Genomic DNA, 21429 nt, shown 5'->3' on the forward strand with positions numbered 1-21429 from the left:
TCAGCTCGACGAGTCCGACGTCGCACCGCCGTCGAGTGGATCTTCCGTGACATGGAGCCCCGCGACGCCGGCGCTGAGGTCGCCCTCGGAATCGGTGCTGACCGGCCGTGTTTCGGCGGTGAACCGGACATGATCGCCGTCCGGATAAATACCGGTGATGCGGATCTCGTGTGCCAGCAATATTCGCGGTAGGCCATCATCGGTGAACAGCTGCCCCTGGGTTCCGGGATGCACGGTGAGATCGACCCGGTACAGATCTTGCTGTGGTGGCTCGAAACCCGCGAGCACGCCGAGGATGAAGGTGTCGCGCCGCACCGTGCGACCGGTCATCCGCAGCGGGTCGCCGGCCGAGGGCGGAGCAGACAGGTCATAGATGACGTGCAGTGGCTCGGTGATCAACAGCGGGTTGCCGGCCAGCGCGCGTAGGGCCCGTTCCTGGTCCTCGAACGTATCGGCCTCGAACGGCCGGCGCGCATGCTTGCGGTAGTGCGCGTCCAGCGCGTTGTGAATTCCGTGATTGGTCAGCATTTTCGGCCACAGCCCCGCTGGATCGTCGGCCCGGAAGATCTGCTCCAGGACGGCGGAAATCTGTGCGGGTTGATCGGGATCGCGGTGCATCCGTGCCAGCTCGTCGAGGGTGGGTGCGGAGCCGCCCGAGCTCACCAGCTCCACCATGAGGTGGTCGTAGCCGACTGCTTCGGTGTAGGAGCTCACGTTCTCGCGATCGGTAAGGAACTGGTCCAACAAGTCTGGTCGCGCGATGTGCGCGCGCAGCGCGCCTCGGGCCTCGGACGGCAGTTCGTTCAAGTCCTGGGCGGACTCTGGTATAGCAGCGCTCGGGTGTTGCGGTACCTCGATTCTGACCTCCGTCACGCCGCGGGCGTTGATGTGGCCGCGCATAGCCTCGAAGCCGACGTCGTAACTTCGCTCGCCCCCGCCCTGGTCGCGTTCCACCGCGTGCAGCATGTGGTCCGCCCCGACGGTCGCGACAGTGAAGGCGTGCGCGTCGCGGAAACTGATGACCGTGCCGGGTGGAAAATCGTCCCGCGTGAGCGTTTCGTACGCTTCCCACTCCAGACGCCCGTCTACCGTGACCGCTCGATGGATTCGGAAAGGTCGCGTGGGGGTGGGGCCGTTGGCGGTGATGCGCTGCAATCGGGCCAAGGCGTCGGCTTGAATTTCCCTTTCCACTTCCGCGTTTCGTGGCCGAATCTCCAAATCGGCATCGACGATCCCCCGCTGGAATCTCGGGTGCAGCCGCAGACCCTGCCCGCGCAGCACGGCGATGGCGTAGTCGTTCATCTGCGTGTGCGGCGCGTAATGCCCGCTGTGGTCATCGATGTTGGTGAGAACCCCGTTGCGCACATTCAAAAAGCCGACGCCGCAGACGGTTCGGCCGCCCAGGAAGGACGAGTGCTGGATCAGGCCGAACTTTTTCTCGGCGGCGTACAGGTTCCCGAACTCGTCCATGACGAAGATCCAGTCCGGGCTGTCGCCGGTGTCGAAAAGGTGACCGTCGTATGCGTTGTACAGCTTGCCGTCCGGACCGACGAAACGCCGATGCGCTTCGCGCTCCGCGTCGTCCATGTAATGAGTCGGGGTGTGATATTGAGTCAGTGCCTCCTCCTCGAAAGCTTTTCGGCGTGCTGGGCCAGGGAGGTGTGCGAGGCGCGTGGCGTCGTGATGGTTCGGCGGAGCGACCGGGCGTCGTTCGTTGATGTACTTCTTCCGCAGTGCGGCGCCCACGAGCTGCGGCTCCGGCCCACCGGCCAGCATCTCGGTGAGCGGTGGCGGAATCTGTTCTCGTGGTATCGGTCTCGCCCTGCTGGTGCCCGTCACCGGCGGGCTGGGTTTCACGGTCGAGAACATCGAGCCGGTGTCGGTAAGTCCCAGTTCGTAGCCGCCGTCTTCGGATCGCCGCAGGAAGATGAACGGGTGGTCGGTGTTGTCGCCGATCTCCATCATCGGCCGGTCCGGTTCCAGCGCGATGATGTTGAGCTCGTGCTTGAGTGTGATCGCGGCCAGCCGCAGGTCCAGGTCTTCCGAGCCGAGTCGGTTGCCGGTGGTCCGGATCGGTTCGGATTTCTGACGCAACGCCGAAAGCTCCTGTGCCAGTAGCTCGGCAGACGTAGCGCCAGGTTGGTCCGCGTTGCTGATATGTGGTTCGAAGACGGCTCTGTGCTGCTCGATGTAGTCGGCGAGTTCGGTCGCCAATTTCGACGGATCCTCGCTGTGCACGATGCGCGCCAACGTCGGGAAGAGTCGTCCGCCCTCCGGGTCGATGCGCTGCCACGAATGCGGCATGGGCGGGAATACCTTGGCGGACCGAATTCTTTGTTCGACGACGAGGCGTTTGAAATGCTCTGTGCCGATCACGCGCGATTCGACCGGCAGATCGGATCCCGGTTCCCGAAGATCCAATGTGCCGTCCCCGCGCACCACCGCGACGATATCGCGGCTGCCGTCTCGAAGATGGATGGACGTTCCGGTGTGGAATCCGTTGTCCGACAGTTCGTCCAGAACATCGACAATCTCGTAGACCCGTTGCGGAGCGGGGCCGCGCAGCGGTGGTTGCACCACTTCGACCTCGTCGAACAGCAGGGCGATGTGTTCTGGCTCCAGGCGGCGCCAGAACTCCGCCGTCGTCCGCGTGGTGGAACGGGTGGGTGCGTCGCCTCCCTCCCGCGTGATCACCTGGCTCTGTCCGGTATTGCCGTCGTGGACGAACTGGGCGACCAATTCCCGATTCCTCGACCGGAAACGCAGCGTCGTGCCGGGCGGGTATTCGGTGCCGTCGAACGCCGCGCGGAACTCGCGGAACTCGAACAGATCGGTCTGCGTGCCTGCCGAGGCGTCATCGAGGCCGATGCGGTGTCGGGGGTGTGCGGTCGGGGTGTGGTCGTGGTCGGGTGGTGCGACGACGTTGCCGTCCTCGTCGAGGTAGATGACGTCGGTGGTGGTGATGTGCTGTTGTGGGCGCGGCGTGTGCGGGTCGGTTCGGATGCGCTGTGGATCATGCGGATCGACGTCGTGGGTGTAGAGGTCTTGGGTGCCCGATCGGCCGGCCTTACGGATGTTCGTGATGACGTGGAAGTGTGCGCCGACGTTGTTTTCATCTGCGCTGGTGTGGTTTTCGACGATGAGGGCGTGGGTTGCCCGGCCCGGAGCCCGGAGCAGGTCGGTGATGGTGTCGGGTCCGGGGACAGTGTGCAGGCGGGCGCCGGGAACGGCTTGTTCGAGTTGCCGGTGGCTGTTGCCGGCGAGTCCGTCGTACAGCTGATCGAGCCGGAACCCGGTGTTGCCGATGAACTCGCCGAGGTGGGTGAGGGTCAGCGGAACACAGTTGTCGTGGCCGGGGATGGCGCCGATCCGCGCGGGCACGGGTGCGCTGCCGTCCGACGGCCCGCCACGCGACGCCCGGTACGCCTCGACGGCATCGGGCCACTGTGCGGCGATCTTCACGAACCTGCCGGCCGGCGACTCGGCGGCGCCGAGCACCCTGGCTCTGCGCGGAACATCCAGCTTCCTCAGAATACGAACAATCCAATCGTGTACTACCGACCGGGAGAGGCCACCGGAGATCTTGTTCGCGAGATGGGCATTGATATTTTCGTATCCGACAGCCGATGGATTGTTGCGATTCGCGTAGAGAAACTCGAAAATCTCCGCCTCGGGATCCACCTTGGCCGGCCTCGTCACCGGAGTCGACCATTGCGCGGGGCCGCCGGATCTCATGAACTCGACCACGGCCCCCCTGTCGATTCGACCCTGCGTACCGTACGCCAGCGCGGCGAGTGTGGCCCGCGGGTCCGGGTTCTCGCGAACAGGATCGGTGATCCAGCTGTCCCTGGGGATTCCGGTTCTCGCCAGTATCTCGGCTACCGCTTCTTTCACCAGGGGCGCGGATATGCGCCCGAGCGCTTCGCCGTCCACTTCCGCGCCGGTCAGCGCGTTGGCAACCTCTCTATAGTATTCTTGATTCGGTATCTCATTATTCGGATGGAAACAAAAATATTCGTATACCGCCCGCTCCAGGCGCCTCAAACGCAAAGGTAGGGCATCGAGTCTGCCCTGGTAGATTTGCCCGGAGTATTTCCTGGCGAATTCCTCTATCTGCTTCCCCTTACTCGAACCTTTTACCGGCCGATACTCGACCTGCGCGAACGCGTACAAAGATTGCACACACGCGTCCACCTGCGTTTTGATCAGATCGGGAAAACCGTTTCCGCTGAGGTGATCCAGTATGTCCCGATTCGTATAGCCCCGTATGATGCAGTGCGCGACCCAGCTTTCCATATCGGCGCGGGATCCGGCCGCGCCGGATTCCTCGGCGGACGCCCCCGGTACGGCGGTGGCCGGCGGCGTCGGGTGATGGATTTCGATTCGAGTAGGCGCAACCGCCGACAGATGACCGATCAAATGTGTCACCGCGTTTTGAACGTCACCCGCGAATGTCTCGACCCATGGTCCCGTATTGCCGCCGTCCGCGTAATTTGCGGTGACCCAGCCATTACCGGAGACAGTGAGCACCAGAGTTCCGGCATCTTCGATGATATAAACCAGAGTACCGGGCGGATATACGCCGAAATCAGCATCGAATCGGAACTGCTCCGGGAACAACTCGGGGCGGCCCTGGAATACTTCGACGCCCGGCAGGCCTTGCCCGCCCGCCTCCGGATAGCCGCCCGTCTCGAAACCCGCCGAGTAATCCATAATGTCATCGAAAGGCGACGCACCGATCAGCGCATCGCCGAGGACGCGCAGACCATCGACGGGGTAGCCCGCAAGAGTTCGCACACTCCCCTCATCGGCGTACACGATCGCAAGCACCGAACGACTCCGCGCGATGGGATGTGCCGCCAAAGCGTGGTCGCCGGTCACTGGATCATGCACCCGTAGCTCTTCGTCCTGCTGGTAGAGCACTACGGCATGCGCGCCGAACCCGTGTGCATCCGGACCGGCATAGACATCGACGACAAGACTCGAAGCGCCCGGTCCGAGAACACGAAGTTCGGCGACCACGGGCGCGAGGGTGCCGACGGGTTGCAACGGTGCGGCAGCGGCGTATTCGAAATCCTCACCACGCATACCGGACAATCCAACCGTTTCCGCAGACCGCCGAATCGGGGTGCGGGGATTCCGGTCCGCGGCGTACTGGAGAGCCAATGGCCCACAGTTTCCGCGGACATCCGGCGAGCCGGATTGCGAGACATGCGCTGCGGACCCATCCTCGACCGGCACATCGGCGCTGGGTCCGCTGGGATCACCGACCTCTACGCCGCGCTCCCGTTCCACCGGCAGCGGGGCCGCGGATTCGGTTGGCGCAGTGTCGAATACGTGGTCGATGTAGTCGACTTCATCCGGCAGTGCGGCGCGCAGGTCCGCGGCCAGATCCGTGCCCGGATACGCGGCACGCACCGCCGCCACCGCACGCGGATCCAAGCGTGCGATCAGAGCCAGCGCGACCGTTGGGGACGGGGCGGCCCACACTGCCGCGGCGTAGGCACTTACTTCCGACAGTTCCTCGGTGCGCGGCGGCGCCGGTGTGTCGACGGGCAATTCGACGTCCGCACGGGCAGGCAGTTCGGTGGAGCCGGCGGTACCTGGTGCCATTATGGCTTTCGGTGCCGCACCGCCCGGCGGGGCGACAGACCCTGTGCCGGTGGGGTTTTCGGGCCCGAAGAGGCCGTGCGCCGCGGGACCGCCGATCGCGAGATCGCCGAATTTCGGTAGGTGTTCCAGAGCGACGGCGACGATGCCGTAGTCGGGAATCGTGCCGTCGGGCGGATCCTTGCGGTTCCAGTCGTACTCCCATTTGGTGCTGCCCGGGGCTTTGCGCATTCTGATACCGGCCGTCGAAGTCCAGCGCTCCGCGCCATCCGGGTCGCGCCAGAATCTGCCGGAGTCCTTGGAGAACCGTTCCAGCCCACCATCCTGATCCTCGCGGACGCGGACGCCGTCCACGCGGGTGGTGTAGCGGGATCCGGTTGGGGGCAAACGGTATTCGACGCCCTGCACGGGGGTGGGGTAGTCACCGTTGTGACCCCAAGGGTTTCTGAGCAGGAGCCCGATCGGTTTGCTCTGCTCGTCACGGAGGACGTCTAGCACCGCGTACGCATGCTCGCCCACCAGGCCCGGTACTGCCGTCGTGCTCTCGCGACCTTGCCCGAACGGGTAGGTGGCGATCGTGACCACGCCGCGCCGCAACGCCCAGGCGATCCGGGCGGCGATGGCTTCGGCAACGAATGTGTAGCGGCCGGGAAGCAGCCTGCGATCGTCGGGCCCGCCGTGCATCGCGGTGAAATAGCTTGTCAGGGAATCTTTCTCGGCCTCCCACTGCCCTGGAAACCGATTATCGAGATAGCGGCGGAAGCCGGCCGGCGACCGCAGATCCTCGGTTCGCTCGAATTGATCCCATGCCGACAAACGGGCGGCGGCACTGGTGGCGCGGTCGTCCGCGTTTTTGGTCGGGTCGTCGGGGTGGTCCGCGACGATCGCCTTCCATGCCTTCTCACGCAGCGCCTGCCGCGCGGACTCGAGGCTGTCCAGGACGTCGGCGACAAGGATGTGGAAGGCAGGATCGCCACCGATGAGCTTTCCCAAGGTCTCTAGGTCGAAATGGAACTGGTAGAACAAATCCCCCACTACCCGCGAAGGCTGTGCCAACGCGCCGTCGCCGGCACGGTAGAAGCCTTTGTCGAGGTGGGTGTAGACGTCCAGCGCGCTGATTACCGAGTCGTCACTCGCGTAGTAACCGCGGAACCCGCCGAAGTATTGAGCAAACGCTTTTCCGATCATGGCCGGCCACAACGGGTCTCCCGGTTCGTGGTGGACGTAGTATCCGGAGCGGGTTCCGGGTGTCACGTGAATATCCTTGGTGACCAACTCCCAGTGGATGCGGTATTGCTTACCGTCCGTGACGCGGAGCCCGACATAGACGGTGCCGTCACCGTTGTCGTGCAGCATCTCCTCGAGCGACTTCGGGTCACGACGGGCAATCCGCTCCAGCGGCGCGATCAATGCGCAATTGCCGGTCATTCCCTGCCGGACATCTTGTGGTTGGGGCCCGTACGGACCGAACAACTTCGCCTCGTGGCGTTTCTCGAGTTCCGGTGTCTCGGGCAGTACGTCGTGCGGCACTCGGACCCGTAACCATTGCAGTTGCTCCGGATGCGCGATTGTCCGCGCCTCCCCCGACGTGGGCCAGACGATGAGTTGGTCTCCGTGCGCCACAGTTATGACACCGTCACCGCCCTGGCGGTCATGACCGAGGATGCGGATCTCGCCGGTGGTATCCCAATCCACCGTGCCGTGGACTCCAGCGGAGCCAGGTCGGTAGTCGAAATCACCGGTCAGCGCCTGGGGAACCGTGACGTGCTCGCCGTCCGACAGGATCAAGTCGTAATACGGGCGAGTTCCGTCCGCCGGGACGATCAGATCCCCGTCCGCATGACCCGAGGCCGCCAACGTGACGACCTCGCCGTCATCGTTCACCAAGGTGAGGGCGGCCTTGCCGTCGGAATGGACAGTGTGCGCGGTGGAGACCGGAAGCGTCATCGCCGGAAACCGATGTGTTTTCATTCTTTCCCGGTGCGCGGCCGAGGTCGGCGGTCGCAGGTCGACGATGTCGAGTTCCGTGCGCGGCGTCGGGCCGTAGCGTTCGTACGGGTACGACTGCAGAGCGGCCAGCACATCGTCGCCGAAGTAGGTGTCGTCCCCCGCCGGCTCGAACGACGGCGAGGTGCGGGTGGTGCCATCGACCGGGCCGGTTCCGGCGTGTGGTTCGGGCTCGTCCGCGGGACTGGTCTGCGGATGCTGAGCGGGCGGCAGTCCAGTGTGTGCTACCTGCTCGGTGGGTTCATCGAACAGAATGCCCAGCACATTCTCTTCCTCGCCATCGAGCGGCGGGTCCGCTGGCCGGGGGCGATACAGTCCGTATGCTCCGGGACCGCTCATGCCGAGCGCGCTGAACCTCGGCAGATGGTGGAAGTCGACCGCGACAATGCCGCCTCGGCGCGGAATCGTCAGGTCCGGTGGATCGTGGCGGTCGGGGTCGGCGGTCCAGCTGGTGTCTCCCGGCCGCTTGATCTCTTTGACGAGCCCGTCCGCACTCGTCCAGAACTCGGTGCCGTCGACCGTGCTGCGGAATCTGTTGCCGCGCGCATCGGTGGACTGGGCGGATTTGTCGCTGGCGACATATCGTCGGCCGCCATCACTGGTGAAGTGGTAGATGGTGCCGTCGGGATCGATGCGCAATTGCCTGCGCTTGGCGCGGGAACCTTTGGTGACATAGGTCGTACCGTCATCCGTGACCCGGCGAACTTCCCCTTCTCCGATGTAGTCGATACCGCGAGGGTCCAAACGGTATTCGATTCCCGCAGCCGGAACGGGGAACCGCGCGTTGTTGTCGTGCGGATTCTCCAGCAGCAGGCGTACGGGTATACCGGCCGCGTCGTGCTCGATGCCCAGGACTGTGTATGCGTGGCTCGGATACATGCCCAGCGCCGGATTCGAGTCATCTTCGCGCCAGGTGTCTGTCCCGATCGCCACTGTGGTGCCGCGTCGGAGCGCCCATTCGATCAGCTGACCGATCGACCGGGCTGCGATCGCGGATCGGGCGGACAGTTGCCGATCCTCCACCTGGCTGCCGTATGCCTCCTGGAAATACTGTGTCAGCGCGTCTTTTTCGAGTTCCCACCGATCCGGGTGCCGCTGATCGAGGTACTGGCGGAAGCCCTGCGGAGCTCTGGGATCGCCCGTACGCAAATATTCCAGCCAGGCGGTGTCCCATGCGGCTGGATCATCCGGATACAGACTGTCGAGGCGATCCATTTCCGCGTTCCGCTGCGCAATCCGGTGCGCCTCCCAGTGCTCGAAGGTTTCGGCGAAGGCGCGAGAGAATTCGAGATCCGGCCGGGGCGTGTGATCGATCGGGATGTCAGAGCGCACCCGGTCGAGTAGGAAGTGAGCGCTGACCAACTCGTGCAGCGTATCGATGTCGAACCGCAGTGGATTCAGTATGTCGGCATTGCGGACGTGATGAACGGGTTGTGCCAGAGATCCGCCCGGTGCCAGATGGAATCCTTTGCCGAAGCTTGCCGCTGCTTTGGTCATCGGTAGCCCCACCAGGGGCAGGTAGCCGTTGCGGCCGCCGAAATATTGTGCGTAGGCCTTCTCGATCAGGGCGGCCCACAACGGTTCTCCGGGCTTGTGTTGACAGAATATCGTGGTCTCGGAGTTCGGGGCGACGTAGAACATCTTCTCGACCCGCACCCACAACGGCCGCGTGACACCGTCGGTGTCAGGCAGCAGACGGACGAAGACGGTGCCGTCGTTGTTTTCGTGCAGCATCTCGACGATCGCCTGCGGCCGGTGCTCAGCGAACCACTTGAGGTCGGCCAGCAAACCACAATCGCCGAGCATGCCCTGCCGGACTTCGTGCGGTTTAGGCAGCCCGTCGGGGCCGAACAACGGATCGTCCCGCCGCGCCAACCGCGGCAGCTCCGGAAGGACGTAGTACGGTGCGACGACGCGGACCCACAGCTGTTGCTGGGGGTACTTCATCCATCGCCACGGTCCGTGCCCTTGTTTCACCACGAGGGGAACCCCATACGGAACCTGCCGCAGCCTCGGATTGTTCCACTCGTCGAATCCGAGGAATCTCACCTCACCGCCCGGCACTTTCCAGCTCACCGTGCCGACCGGTCCGCCGTTCGGATCGGGTTCGAAGTCGAACCCCGACGCCAGAATATTCAGTACGTACCGGATCGGTTGCCCGGGCAGCATGATCTTGTAGAAGTCGGGCCCATTGCCATGTTGCACTACGAATTCCGCGGATACCCGCACACCCTTGGCCGGCAGCCACTCCACCTGGCCTCGATCATCGACGAATGTGATGAGATCTTCGCTGGCTGCGGGGCGGGGCAGCCAGATCGGCACGCCGGGGGTCGGCAGTGCGTGCTCCCGCTGCGCGAGGGTCAGATTCTCCAGCCGCTGACTGTGCGGCAAGCGTGGTGGGCGTGAATTGGCGCGAGTGAAACGCTTCCGGGAGATGCGGATCGGGCCGTCGAATTCGACTTCCTGCTGTTGCTGCAGACCGGGTTCGAGGTATCGGCCTCGGTCGCCGGATTCCGCTCGCCGAATGTGCAGATAATGGGTGTTGCGAGATTCCCGAATCGAGGCAGGGAGAGCCTCACTGTTGCGCAATGCAGGGAACTTCTCGAACAGTCTGAGCTTTTCTCGGTTGAACCAGTTGGGGAACAACAGATTGTCCCACCACGTTCGCCCGCTACCCGGGTAGGTGTAAGGCGAATCCAGCTCGTGCAACTGCCGCACCACCTCCGGCGCGAGCTCACCGCTGTCGTCGGCGAGTCCTTCGAGCCGGGCCACCTCGAGATCGAGCAGTTTCCCGTGGAGTTCATCCTCGAGGTCCATCGGAACACTGGTGCGCAGCGCCGGGAACTCGGTCAGCAAACGCAACCGCTCGGCAGGCGCGAGATCATCGAAACCCAGGTTGTTCCACCAGCTTTCACCGACATCCTGCCACCAGGTATCCAACGTGCTCAAGCCGGCAGGCGGCACGATGCCCTCGGTTCCCGAAGCAGCACTGAGAGATCGATCGCTGTCCACAAGTTGGTACGGTGCGCCGATGCCGACGCCGCCGAGGACTGCGGCGCCATCGGCGTTGCGATCGGCGGTGTACTCGGATCCGTCCGCCCGGTAGATGATGGCGGTGATCGCACGCACGTTGGCGGTGGGATGGCGGTCGATCGGGTAGCGGCTTTTGGTGACGGGGTCGTACCCAAGGACATCCAAGTGGTCGTTCTCGAAAACCACGACGTGCGCGCCGATTCCGTGTTCGTCGACCGGGCCGTGATAGGCGTCGACCACAAAGGCGAAGGCTCCGTCGCCGAGTTGCCGGAGGTGGTCATCGAGCTCGGCGTGGCTGGTGAAGGTGCGCAGCTCGCCGCCGGCATGGCGGTTGAACTGTTCGGCACTCATCCCGGCGAGCCCGACCGAGTTCTGTTCTGGTGCCGTGATCGGTGCACGAGGGTTCTTATCGGCGGCATACCGCAAAGCGAGGGGCGCGCAGTCCGGGTTACGGGTGGCCGTCTCGTCCGGTTCGATGCGACCGCGCAGGGTGGTGACGCCGTGGACGGTCGGGCCGATCCCGGTGATCCGGTAGCCGGTGTTGCGGGCGAACAGGAGTTCGTTCTGCCGCAGGCCGCCGTCACTGCCGACGTAGACCCCGCGGGCTCCGGGCGCTACCTCGAGTTCGAGGACGAACTTGGTGTTGAACCGAGACACCTGGACCGGGTTGGCGGTGAGCGACGTCGACAGGTAGCCGGGATCGCGTTGCTGGACACCGACCAGCAAGGCGAGGTTACGCCCGTTCAGCGGTGCGCCGTCCTGGGCGAGCAGGAAGTCGACGCTCTCGAGCGTGCGCAGGACACGGAGCGGTTCGGTCGACGGCAGCGGGCGGCCGGTCGCCTGGTCGAGCGATTCCCGGTGCTGTCGAACGACATCGGGGCCGAACTCGACGCCGTCGGTGCGGCGATACAGGGCAGACGCGTCATGGTGGATGTAAGCGTCGGCAGTGATGTTTTCCCAACGGCGGAACGGGTTTTCGCTGCCCAGGATCTCGGCGAGAGCATTCAGCAGCTCGGTTTCATGTTCGTCGCGGTGGGCGCGGCCTTCCAGTTCGTCGCGCTGGGTGCGCAGCGCTGCGAAGGCGAATTCGGTGCCATGTTCCGCAACGATCGTGTGATAGATGGCGAGGTTGCGCTCGATCCGCGCGCAGAGCTCGTCGAGTTCGATACCCGACAGACTCCGCACAATGTTGTTGAGCACCGAATTCTGGCCGTGGGCGATGAGCGCCCGGCGCGATGACTCGGCCAATTCGTCCCACGGGTGGGTCCGCAGTCGATTCGATCCGAAGCGGTCACCCGCTTGGTCGGTATCGAAAACCCGCACCCCGTTGCCGTCGATGCGGCCTTCGTTCTCGGTATCGCTGCCGAAAGTTGTTTCGACAGTACGCGTTTCGCGGATCGGAGCGGGCCACGCCACCGAGGTGTCGGAATCTGTCGAACCGAGGCTCTCGGTGTCGAAATCACGGGAGCCGTCCTCGAGGTGGTCCTCGTCGTCGGTGTCCTCGACTGGCGACCGGCGACCTGCGGGCGCGAAACCGGTTGCGCTGGAGCCTACTTCGGCCTCGATCCGGTATCCGTCACTATGCGGCCGCACGCCGGTGATGCGCAGCGGCGTGCCGGGCGGCAACAGCAGCCGTGGCTGCTCGGCGTCGCCGAACGCCAAGCCGTCGGACCCGGGGTGCACGGTCAATATCAACCGGTGCTCGGTCTCTTGCGGTGGCGCCGAACCTTTCGGTGCCGTGACGAGAAATACGTCCGGCGTGACCGTAGTGCCGATCACATCGCGATGGGCCTCCTTGCCCCGGGGAATGGACAGGAAATCGATGTCGTCGAGATCGTGGACGACACGCATCGGCTCGGTGATGGACAGCGGTTGGTCGGTCAGCTCGGTCAGTAGCTCGACCTGCTCCTGTAGCGCGACTTCGTCGAACGGCCGGTCGAGATGCGGGAAAAAGGCGCTCATCTCGTTGATCGCCTTGTGGCCCTCCACCGTCACCGCCCATAGCTCGGACGGCGACACATAGGAGTGGGAGAAAATCTTGTTCAAGATCTCGAACTGCTGGGCCTGCCGCTCCGGCAGCGCGCCCTTGGACTCCTCGATCCGCAGCTCTTCGAGCAGCCGTGTGAGCGTCCTGATATCAGGCACATCCCCACTGGCGGTGCGCAATTGGCGCACGGCGGCATGGTTGCGAAGCATCTCCGCCATGGTCTCGGCCATCCCCTCGGGATCGCTGAGGAACTCGTTGACGGGGGCCGGATCGGCGACGAGGGCCAGCACCGCGCCCCGCGACCCGGCCGGCAATTCGTTCCATTTCTCCAGCAGGTCCACGCGGGGAGTGCGCGCGGGTTCGCGCCTGGGGTGCACCGTGGTCGCGCCGCTCGGCGTGGGCACGGGCGGCCGGAAGAGGGTGCGGATACGGCGGAACGCAGTGCCCGTCGGCGGTTGAGCCGCGGTCTGTTGTGCCGGAATGGATGCCGTCGCACCGGCCGGTGTATCCCGACCGCGTAGGCGGGAGACGAAGCGCCGCAGACGACCTGCCGATCGTGTTGTGCGCGCGGATTGCGCGCCCGATGCGTCGCCGGTGTGGGCTGGTGTGCTTCCGTCAATGTTCGGAGTGACGCGCTGGTGCCCGGCCGGGTGCGATGTCGTAACAGCGGCGCGGCTGGGACCGGCCGTCGATCTGGTGGGAAGCCGGGTGCCGGTCGCATCGTAAGGTGCGCCGATGCGGATATCGGCAGGGAATTTCGGGATCGCGGCACCGCGCGGACGCCGGGGGCGGGCCAGGCGGCCGTCGGGGGCGTAGAACACGGCGTAATAGCGAAGCGCGCTGCCTTCCCCGGCGAGTCTGCGGATCGGATTACCCTCGGCGTCATAGTCCCGGACGCCGATGACGCCGCCTTCGTTGACCATCCGGTAGCCGTGTGCGCCTAAGCCGTTCGCGCCCATGCCGTCCGCGCCGACTGCCGGGGGGTGCACGCCGATGACCTCGGCCTGCGCCCCCGGGCCGAGCCGGGCCAACTCCTGTTCGATGCCGTGCTCGTCGGCGAATCCGTGGAGTTTGCCGCCCGCGGCCTGCTCGGCTTCGCGCCGTGAGCGACCCGGCAGATGCCGCCGTGAGCTGCCGGGCAACGCCCAAGACCGATAGTTCGGCCGGATCGCGGGGCTGTTGTTCTCGCGCTGGATGTCGGTCAACGACCGAACCAGACAATCGGCACTGCCCAACTCGCCCGCGGCGACACGCGATCGGCCGGCGACGGCCGTATGGGCGGTGCTGCCGTCACCGTAGGTGGACGTCGCGGTCGAACGCGTTGCGCCGCCGAATGGTTGGCGAATGAACTGTCGGACGGCGGCGCGCATGCCACGGCTTCGAGCGGGCGAGCTCGTCACATCGCCGGTGCCGAGGTGGGCTCCGATACGAGAGACGAAGCCGCGCAAGCGGGCCAGCGCACGTGACCTGCGGACAGGTTGCTCGGGTGCCGGGTCACCGCCGTGCGCCCGGGTGCTGCCATCCGTCCCCTCGGTGGAAACGTCGAACTCCGGCGCTTCCAGGATAGTCGGCAGCCGGGTCGATTGCCTTGTCTCCCAGGCTGATTCCAACAGTTCGAAAGAATCGGGCCGCCCGGTCGCCCAGTCGTAGGTGATCCGCAGCGGAATCCGGGTCATCCGGTAGGGCTCGGCACGCTGCTCGGGCGCTACCGACGACTGCCGACCCGGAATGTCGAGGGTGAACTTCGAAGGGAGCGAGCTTGTTCGGCGGGGAATCACGGGCGGGACGAGGCCGCCACCACCCCGGTTCCGCTGGTCTGCTCCGGAGGTCCGCCGATCCGGCTCGTCCTCGGCCTGTTCGGCTCGGATGCCGGCCGAGCTGATCGGCATCACCGGGTGGGCCTCCTCGTCCGTGATCGGCTCGCGGACAAGGGATTCCTGGGACCCGGCGGAGAGGTTGGTGTCAGTGCTGTGGACCGAGGCGCTGTCGGTCGGCGACTGCGGCCGGGAGGGCGGGGCGCGGTCCGGCTGTCCGGCGTCGAAGGTGTCGTCCGGTTCGCGCTCGAGCAGCGCGGATCCTTCGCCTGGCACGGGTGCTGCGACAAAGTGTCCGCGCAGGACGACGAGGTCCGGGCGGTGAAACGAATCGAAGGGGTCTGCGCCGATTCCGGTGATGACATACGGAGTGTTGCTCGCGAACAACAGCTCGTTCTCGTGTGCGTTCTTCTCGAGGCCGTCGCGTCCGAGATAGATTCCGCGCAGTACCGTCGTGCCCGCTGGAACGACGAGTTCGAGGCGGATGTTCGGGTCGGTGCTGAGTTCGAAGAATTCGGGGTTCAGGGAGGTGGACAACAGGCCGCCGTCCCGCTGGATGCGACCTCGAAGCAGACCGAGATCTTTGCGTCCGTCGAGCGTATTACCGTGTTCATCGATAGCCATGAAGTCGACGTTGCCGAGTGCTCGGACGACGAGGAACGGTTTCGTCACATGCAGTAGCTGATTGGTTCCCTGGCCGAGCAGTTCGAGATATCGGCGGATATTTTCCAGCGTGGGCGCAGTAGCGAAATGTGTTCGATATGCTTTGACGAACCGGTCGTAGCTCCTTCCATCGACCCGGATCTGCTCCCAGCGAGCCGACGGGCGAGGATGCTGCATAAGCTCGTTCAGCGCACGCAGCCTCCGGGTTTCCGAAGCACCGAGGTGCGCGTCCTCCAGTCTTCGCACCGTGTCCCGGTCGGAGTCCGTGAGATCGTCGGCGTTCTTGTCCAGTAATAGCCGCAGCTCCTGCGCTTCGGCTGCCGAGCACCTGCTGATCAAGCTCTCCTGGAGGCCATTTCTCGCCTTGATCAGCATGGTGAAATTCGGAACCCAGGGGTGTCCTTCGACAAGCACTTCCGAGGTGGCGGCACAGCGCTGGAACCCACCGAAAGTTTCCTCGAGACTCGTGCCCGCGCTGCGCAACAGCGCGTTGGTGACCGCGGCGGTTTGCTGGTAGGTCAGCAGCGCCGCGCGGACGTCCGGGGGCTGCTGGTGCATGGTGCGGAGCGTCCTGTGCCCGAAGTCGGAACCGTCTCGGTCGCTGGTGAATACGCGCACATCGCCGAGGGGCTGCGACGCGGCCGGGGTGTCGAGGAACGAGGTATGCACCGTCACCGTCGACGAGCCGGTGCGCGACAGGGATGCGGTGAGCGCCGTGGATCCGAATACGTGGACATCGGTCGTGCCGCGATGGTGGGTGATGAATTGCGCTATCGCTGTCCCCAGGCGGTCAGCGCGGTCACCGGCTTTGTCGGTGTCGTAGTCGATCCAGACGACGGTCGCGGCGCCGGGATGGTCGCGGACGGTTTCGGCGTGCAGGCCTGCGGCGCGGCCGGTCAGCTCGTACATCGAATCGGCGGAGGCGGCGGAGTGTGCGTGCCAGTGCACTGTCGGTGCGTTGTCGACCGGCCCGAAAGCGATGACCATGAGGCCGTGACGACCCGATTCGTCCTGGACGAACGTCAGCACGTGCACATCCGATGGCGTGCCACCGCGCCGATCGGCAGCCACCGCGGCATTCCTTACGGCAGTCCGCAGGAACATGCGCGGGACGGCCAAGTTGTGCCGCCGTTCCCGCAGATGCGGTGGCAGTTCGTCGTCGGGTTTGTCGGCGTTCTCCATGAACCAGTACTTCCGCAGGAGCAGATACTGGATGTTGCGGGAGTTCCGAATCGAGGCGGGGAGGGCTTCACTGTTGCGCAGTGCGGGGAACTTCTCGAACAGCCCGAGCCTTTCTCGGTTGAACCAGTTGGTGAACAACAGATTGTCCCACCACGTTCGCCCGCTACCCGCGAAGGTGTAAGGCGAATCCAGCTCGTGCAACTGCCGCACCACCTCCGGCGCGAGCTCGCCGCTGTCGTCGGCGAGTCCTTCGAGCCGGGCCACCTCGAGGGCCAAGAGCTTCCCGTGGAGTTCATCCTCGAGGTCCATCGGAACACTGGTGCGCAGCGCCGGGAATTCGGTCAGCAAACGCAACCGCTCGGCAGGCGCGAGATCATCGAAACCCAGGTTGTTCCACCATGTTTCACCGACATCCTGCCACCAGGTATCCAACGTGCCCAAGCCGGCAGGCGGCACGATGCCCTCGGTTCCGGAAGCAAGGCTGGACGATCGATCGCTGTCCACACCGTCGGACGGTGCGCCGATGTGGGTCTGTTCGTCCGTGATCGGCTGGCGGACAAGGGATTCCTGGGACCCGGCAGGGAGGTTGGTGTCGGTGCTGCGGACCGAGGAGCTGTCGGTCGGCGACTCAGGCCGGGAGGGCGTGGCGAGGTCCGGCTGTCCGGCGTCGAAGGTGTCGTCCTGATCGCGGTCGAGCAGCGACACGAGCTCGACAGAGCCGGTGGGTGAAGAGGGTCGGGCGAGCTCCGACGGCGGACCCCGTGGCGCGTCGCTCGGGTCACCTTGGTAACCGGTGTCATCCTGGGATATCTCGCCGAGCTGACTGCGTGCCAGCGTGTCGAGCATCTCTTGCTGCCATGCCGTCGTCTGGTCGGTGGACTGCTCTTCGCGCGGCTGGAGTTCGGGCTCGTCCTGAATCCGATTTTCCGTGCCCGGCACCTTGGCTGCCTGCTCCTCGCCGGTCCAGGGTCTTGGGGCAGCGTGCGGCAACAGCGACTCCGACCCGCGCGCCACCGACGGCCGGGCGTTTGTGGACAGCGTTTGCGTGGGCACCGGCACTGATTCAGTTGCGGTACCGGACCTTTCGGGTAGCGACACGTCGTCGACCGGGTCGGCGGACCGCACGGTGCCGTCGGGCGCGGAGATCGTAATGGTGGGCAGCGCGTGAGGGCGGTCGGTGGACACCTGCGGATCGTCCTCCGGCGCCGTTATGACGATGATCGGCACTGCCGCAGGGATTTCGGTGCTCGACCGGCCCGCTTCGGTGCTGCGCACCGACTCGCTGTCGGTCGGTGTCTGCGGCCGTGGCGAAACAGGCGACATGCCCGTGCGTGCGGGTGCCCGAGAATCGGGCGTGCGAGTTTCAGCCGGCACCGCGAGATAGAAGTGATTGCCGTGGTTCAAGGCTGTGGCGGAGGGCGCCTCGGTAGTTTCCGCGCCGAGTATCACACCGCGCGTCCGGTAATACTCGTTATGTAGCGCCAGGAAGAACCCGCGCCGCCGCAGTACGGCACCGGCCGCCTGAGGTGTCAAGTGGCTGGCCGCGTTTCGCCAGACCCGCGGAGCCCTGATCGCCTGTACCTGCCGGTCGAATTCGGCGCGGAGTCGGTTGTTGTCTCGTGCGGTCTGCAGGACGGCCAATTCCTCGGAAGTGAGCAGTTCTGCCTCGGCTGGGGCTAGGGCAGCCGCGTCGACAAGGGACGCGAACTGCTCGAAGTAGTCTTCGGCGTTCGTCTCGATCTCGGTCACGATCTCCGCGCGCAATGCGGCGATTCGCTGATCCAGTATCTCCTGTGTCAGCGGCGGGTCATCCGCATAGACGACGCGTTCGAGCAGCAGGGGCAGGCAGTCACCGTCGTCGCGCATGGATTCCCAGACCTGCCCGGCCGGTGCGGCGATACCGCCCACCGCTGCCGAGCGAGGACCTTGCCACCGGACACCGCGCGCGGACGCGATGTTGTGGGCGGGTGCGCTCTCGGGTGCCGCATCGAGATCGGTGATCGGCTCCAGTGGCGCCGGGCCTGGGCTCTCGGATAGCGCACCGGGTTCTTTCCCCGTGGCGTGCTGCTCGACGATGGGCGTATCCGGCACAACGGGTCCGCTCGTTGCCTCGATCGAGTTGCCCAGTGCCACAGCGGGTTCGGTTGTCTCGAGGCTTTGTGCGGGTTGCTTCGCGGGTTCCGGGGCGGGGGTGGTGTCGGTGGACTGTGCGGGCTGCTCCGCGGGGGCAGGTGTGGGTTCGGTGGGTGCGCGCAACGAATCGGTGGTGCGGATGAGTGCGTTGCCGATGACCCAGAGCGTGCCCTTGGGGCCGATGAGCTTCAGCAGCACAATGGTCCAAGCGCGATGGTTGTCCGAGCCGAGCCCTTCGGCGTTCAGCGCCGCGGTGCCGATGCGCAGCAGCGAGCGGCGTTGGTTGCCTACCTTTCTGGACATGCCGTGGGCCTTGGCGCCGCCGCCGAGCGGCAAGCCCGCGGGGGCGCCGCGGTTGCTGGCATCCGCGGTGGTCGGAACGCTCGCACCGACCGTGGGCGTGAAGGTGTTGGCCTGGCTTGCCTCGGACTGGAAACTCTCCGACGTGACCTGCATGCCGTCCAGAGTGATCGCCCCGCTCGTTCGGTCGATCTCAGGCGAGTAGAGCGTCACCTCGGCGGTGATGCCGGTGACCCGCCGGCTGTCGGGGTGTGCGGTCGGGATCGGCAGAATTCGGTCCGATGCGTCGACATTGTCGAGGAATGCGGCGATGGACCCGGGGCCGAGCACGGTCGGCAGGCCGGTCGAGGCGAGCGTGTTCAAGACCTGGAGCATGCTCTCGACGGACCGGGTCCGGTGATTGGCCTCGACCGAGGGGGCAACGGCGCGCAGCGATCGATCGAGCTGATCGATCGCGTCGAACCAGTAGATCTGGATCGGTCTGCTCGGCAACCACGGCTGCGCGAGCAACGGGGCGAGCCCGGCCGGTCTTTCCAGCTCGATCGCCACGCTTCCCGCGGGCGGGGCCTGGCGAGGGACCGACGGATCGGACTGGTAGGTGTCGGGCCGGACGCGGCGGAGGACGGTGTCGGTGGCGGTGTCGGTTCTGGTGTCATCGACATGGAATTGGATGTGGTTGACGGCATGGAAGGACTTCGAGACGGAGCCGCCAGGTCGGCCCCACTGCGAGGTATCCAGTCCCAGCAGGATTCCCGCCGTCGCTGCGGCGAGGCGGGCCAGGTAGGTCGCGTGCGCGTGATCGAGGAGCCACCATCGGACCGTGACCGTCAACACGTAGGGCACAGCGAATCGCGCGGTCTCGTCGCCGCGCATCGAGGTGCCCCGCACTCGGCTGGAATCCCTGGTGCCACCCATGTTTCCGGTGCCTTTGACAGCGAAGCTGAAGGTGGGCCGTGCGCCGCCTTCCACTTGGAAGCTGGGGTTCAAGCTCCACTGATCGTCACTGCTACGTCCGGTGCCCACCGCCGTATTACTGCCGCCGAGCGCGTTGCCGTCGGCGGTCGTGTGCAGGAAATGGGTCTCCACCGCGACGCCGTTGGGCTGCCGCCGTCCACGAATCCGGTCGAGGTCGGCGTTGGGATGTGGCCGCGTTTCGAAGACCACCTCGAAAGGGCGCGGAAGGAACGGGTAGGTGCGGTCGACGAAGACGAACGACTTGGTACCCGGCCCATTGGCGAGGGTGCGGGTGCCGAAAATGGAGGTGTGCTTGTTGACTTGCATCAGGACGCCGAGGAAGTGGTTGGCAGAGCTGGGAGAAAGTACCCGCGGCGTCGCCGACTCCACCATTTCCTTGACCGCCGCTTTGAAGCCGTCGTGTCCCCCTTCGATGTCCACTTCGACGACGTTGCCGTAAGTGAGGGCGCCGTTGCTCAGGACGTAGCCGATCGGCAGGAACAGATCGGCCCGCTTCTGCTTGACGATCTTGTGCACACCGCTCTCCTTGACCAGGCGGGCAAGGTGGGGATGCAGATGTAGATCCTTGTCGTACAACAGGAATTCTGTCCCGTTGGGATCGTCGACGACGAGGGTGTTGTCGCCATAGGCTGTCGGCTGCGCCGCTCCGACGAGAGCCCGCCCCACGTCGGTCAGATATCTCACCGCTCTGGAGCGCCGGTGCACCATGGCGCCGAAGTCTTTCGCCGTACCGGTGAGGAGGTTGCGGGTACCGGTCTCGACGGTGACCGCGTGCACTACCCGTGCGGTGAACCGATAGGCCTCGCCGCGCGGTCCCGCCGGGTTCGTTCCGGCCGCGTTGACGGCGGTCGTCGTTACCCGGTTGGTGCCGATGGTTTCGGCTGCCGTGGCATGCCGCGAGCGGGAGATCGAGTGCTGGTACGTACCGCCGGGAATGGCGCTGTGGTCGGCGTCTTCGCCGAAGCGTTGTGCGACACTCAGGCCGAGCTGGTCGCTGTCCAGAGTTTCCGATTTCTCCTCCGCATGGTCCTGGGCAGGAGACCAGTTCTCGGCGTTGATCTTCGCCGATTTCGGCAGCACCACAACGTCGGTGAGGTAGGACTCGAGTCGAATGATGTAGTCGGTGCCCGCGATGACGCCCGCGGTGCCGACCCCCTCGATCTCGTCGGAGCTATGCGAAGTCTGCACCAGCGACGCCAGCTGAGCTTGCGGGGAGAGGGCGTGGTGAATGACTTGGTAGGGTGCCGACTCCGGCTCGGCGACGCGCCCGCCGAAAGACTGTTCCCAGAGCCAGTTACCGCCGACGGCGATCTTGTTGATCCCCCATTCGACCCAGCCTTGGCGCACATCGGGTTCCGATTCGGGGTCGGAGAGTGCCCGCGACGCATCGTGCAGCGCGCCCGAGGGATCGGTGATGACGATCGTCGGCACGTCCGGCGTCAGCGTGTCGGACGGGCGAGGCGTGGTCTGCTCGGGCGACTCGACCGGGAATCCACCGGGTATGCGTTCGGGAGCAGGCGCGGTGTCGGGTGCCGGGGAAACAGTATGCAGCGCGCCGGACGGATCGGTGACGACGATAGTGGGAGTTTCCGAGGTCGGCAGGTCGGCGGTAGGCGGGCTCGTCTGCTCGGGCTCCGCTGCCGGTTGCGGAGTCCAACGCGGCAGGACCGCATCCTGTTCGGGATCGACCGGGAATGCCCCCGATATCGTCGGCTCGACCTCCTC

The 21429-nt window shown here is 65.3% G+C and carries 1 protein-coding gene (cut by a window edge); it reads right to left on the reverse strand.

Translation table 11 applies throughout. From position 1 onward, the window contains the following. Nucleotides 1–21429, reverse strand: the 3' portion of a protein-coding gene (locus tag AB0M22_RS22335) for a C2 family cysteine protease (protein WP_364729961.1). It continues 11457 nt past the right edge of the window; only the last 21429 of its 32886 coding nucleotides appear in the window; its start codon lies off the right edge, out of view; its stop codon occupies nucleotides 1–3.

This window comes from Nocardia sp. NPDC051756, assembly GCF_040681495.1.
Lineage (GTDB): Bacteria > Actinomycetota > Actinomycetes > Mycobacteriales > Mycobacteriaceae > Nocardia.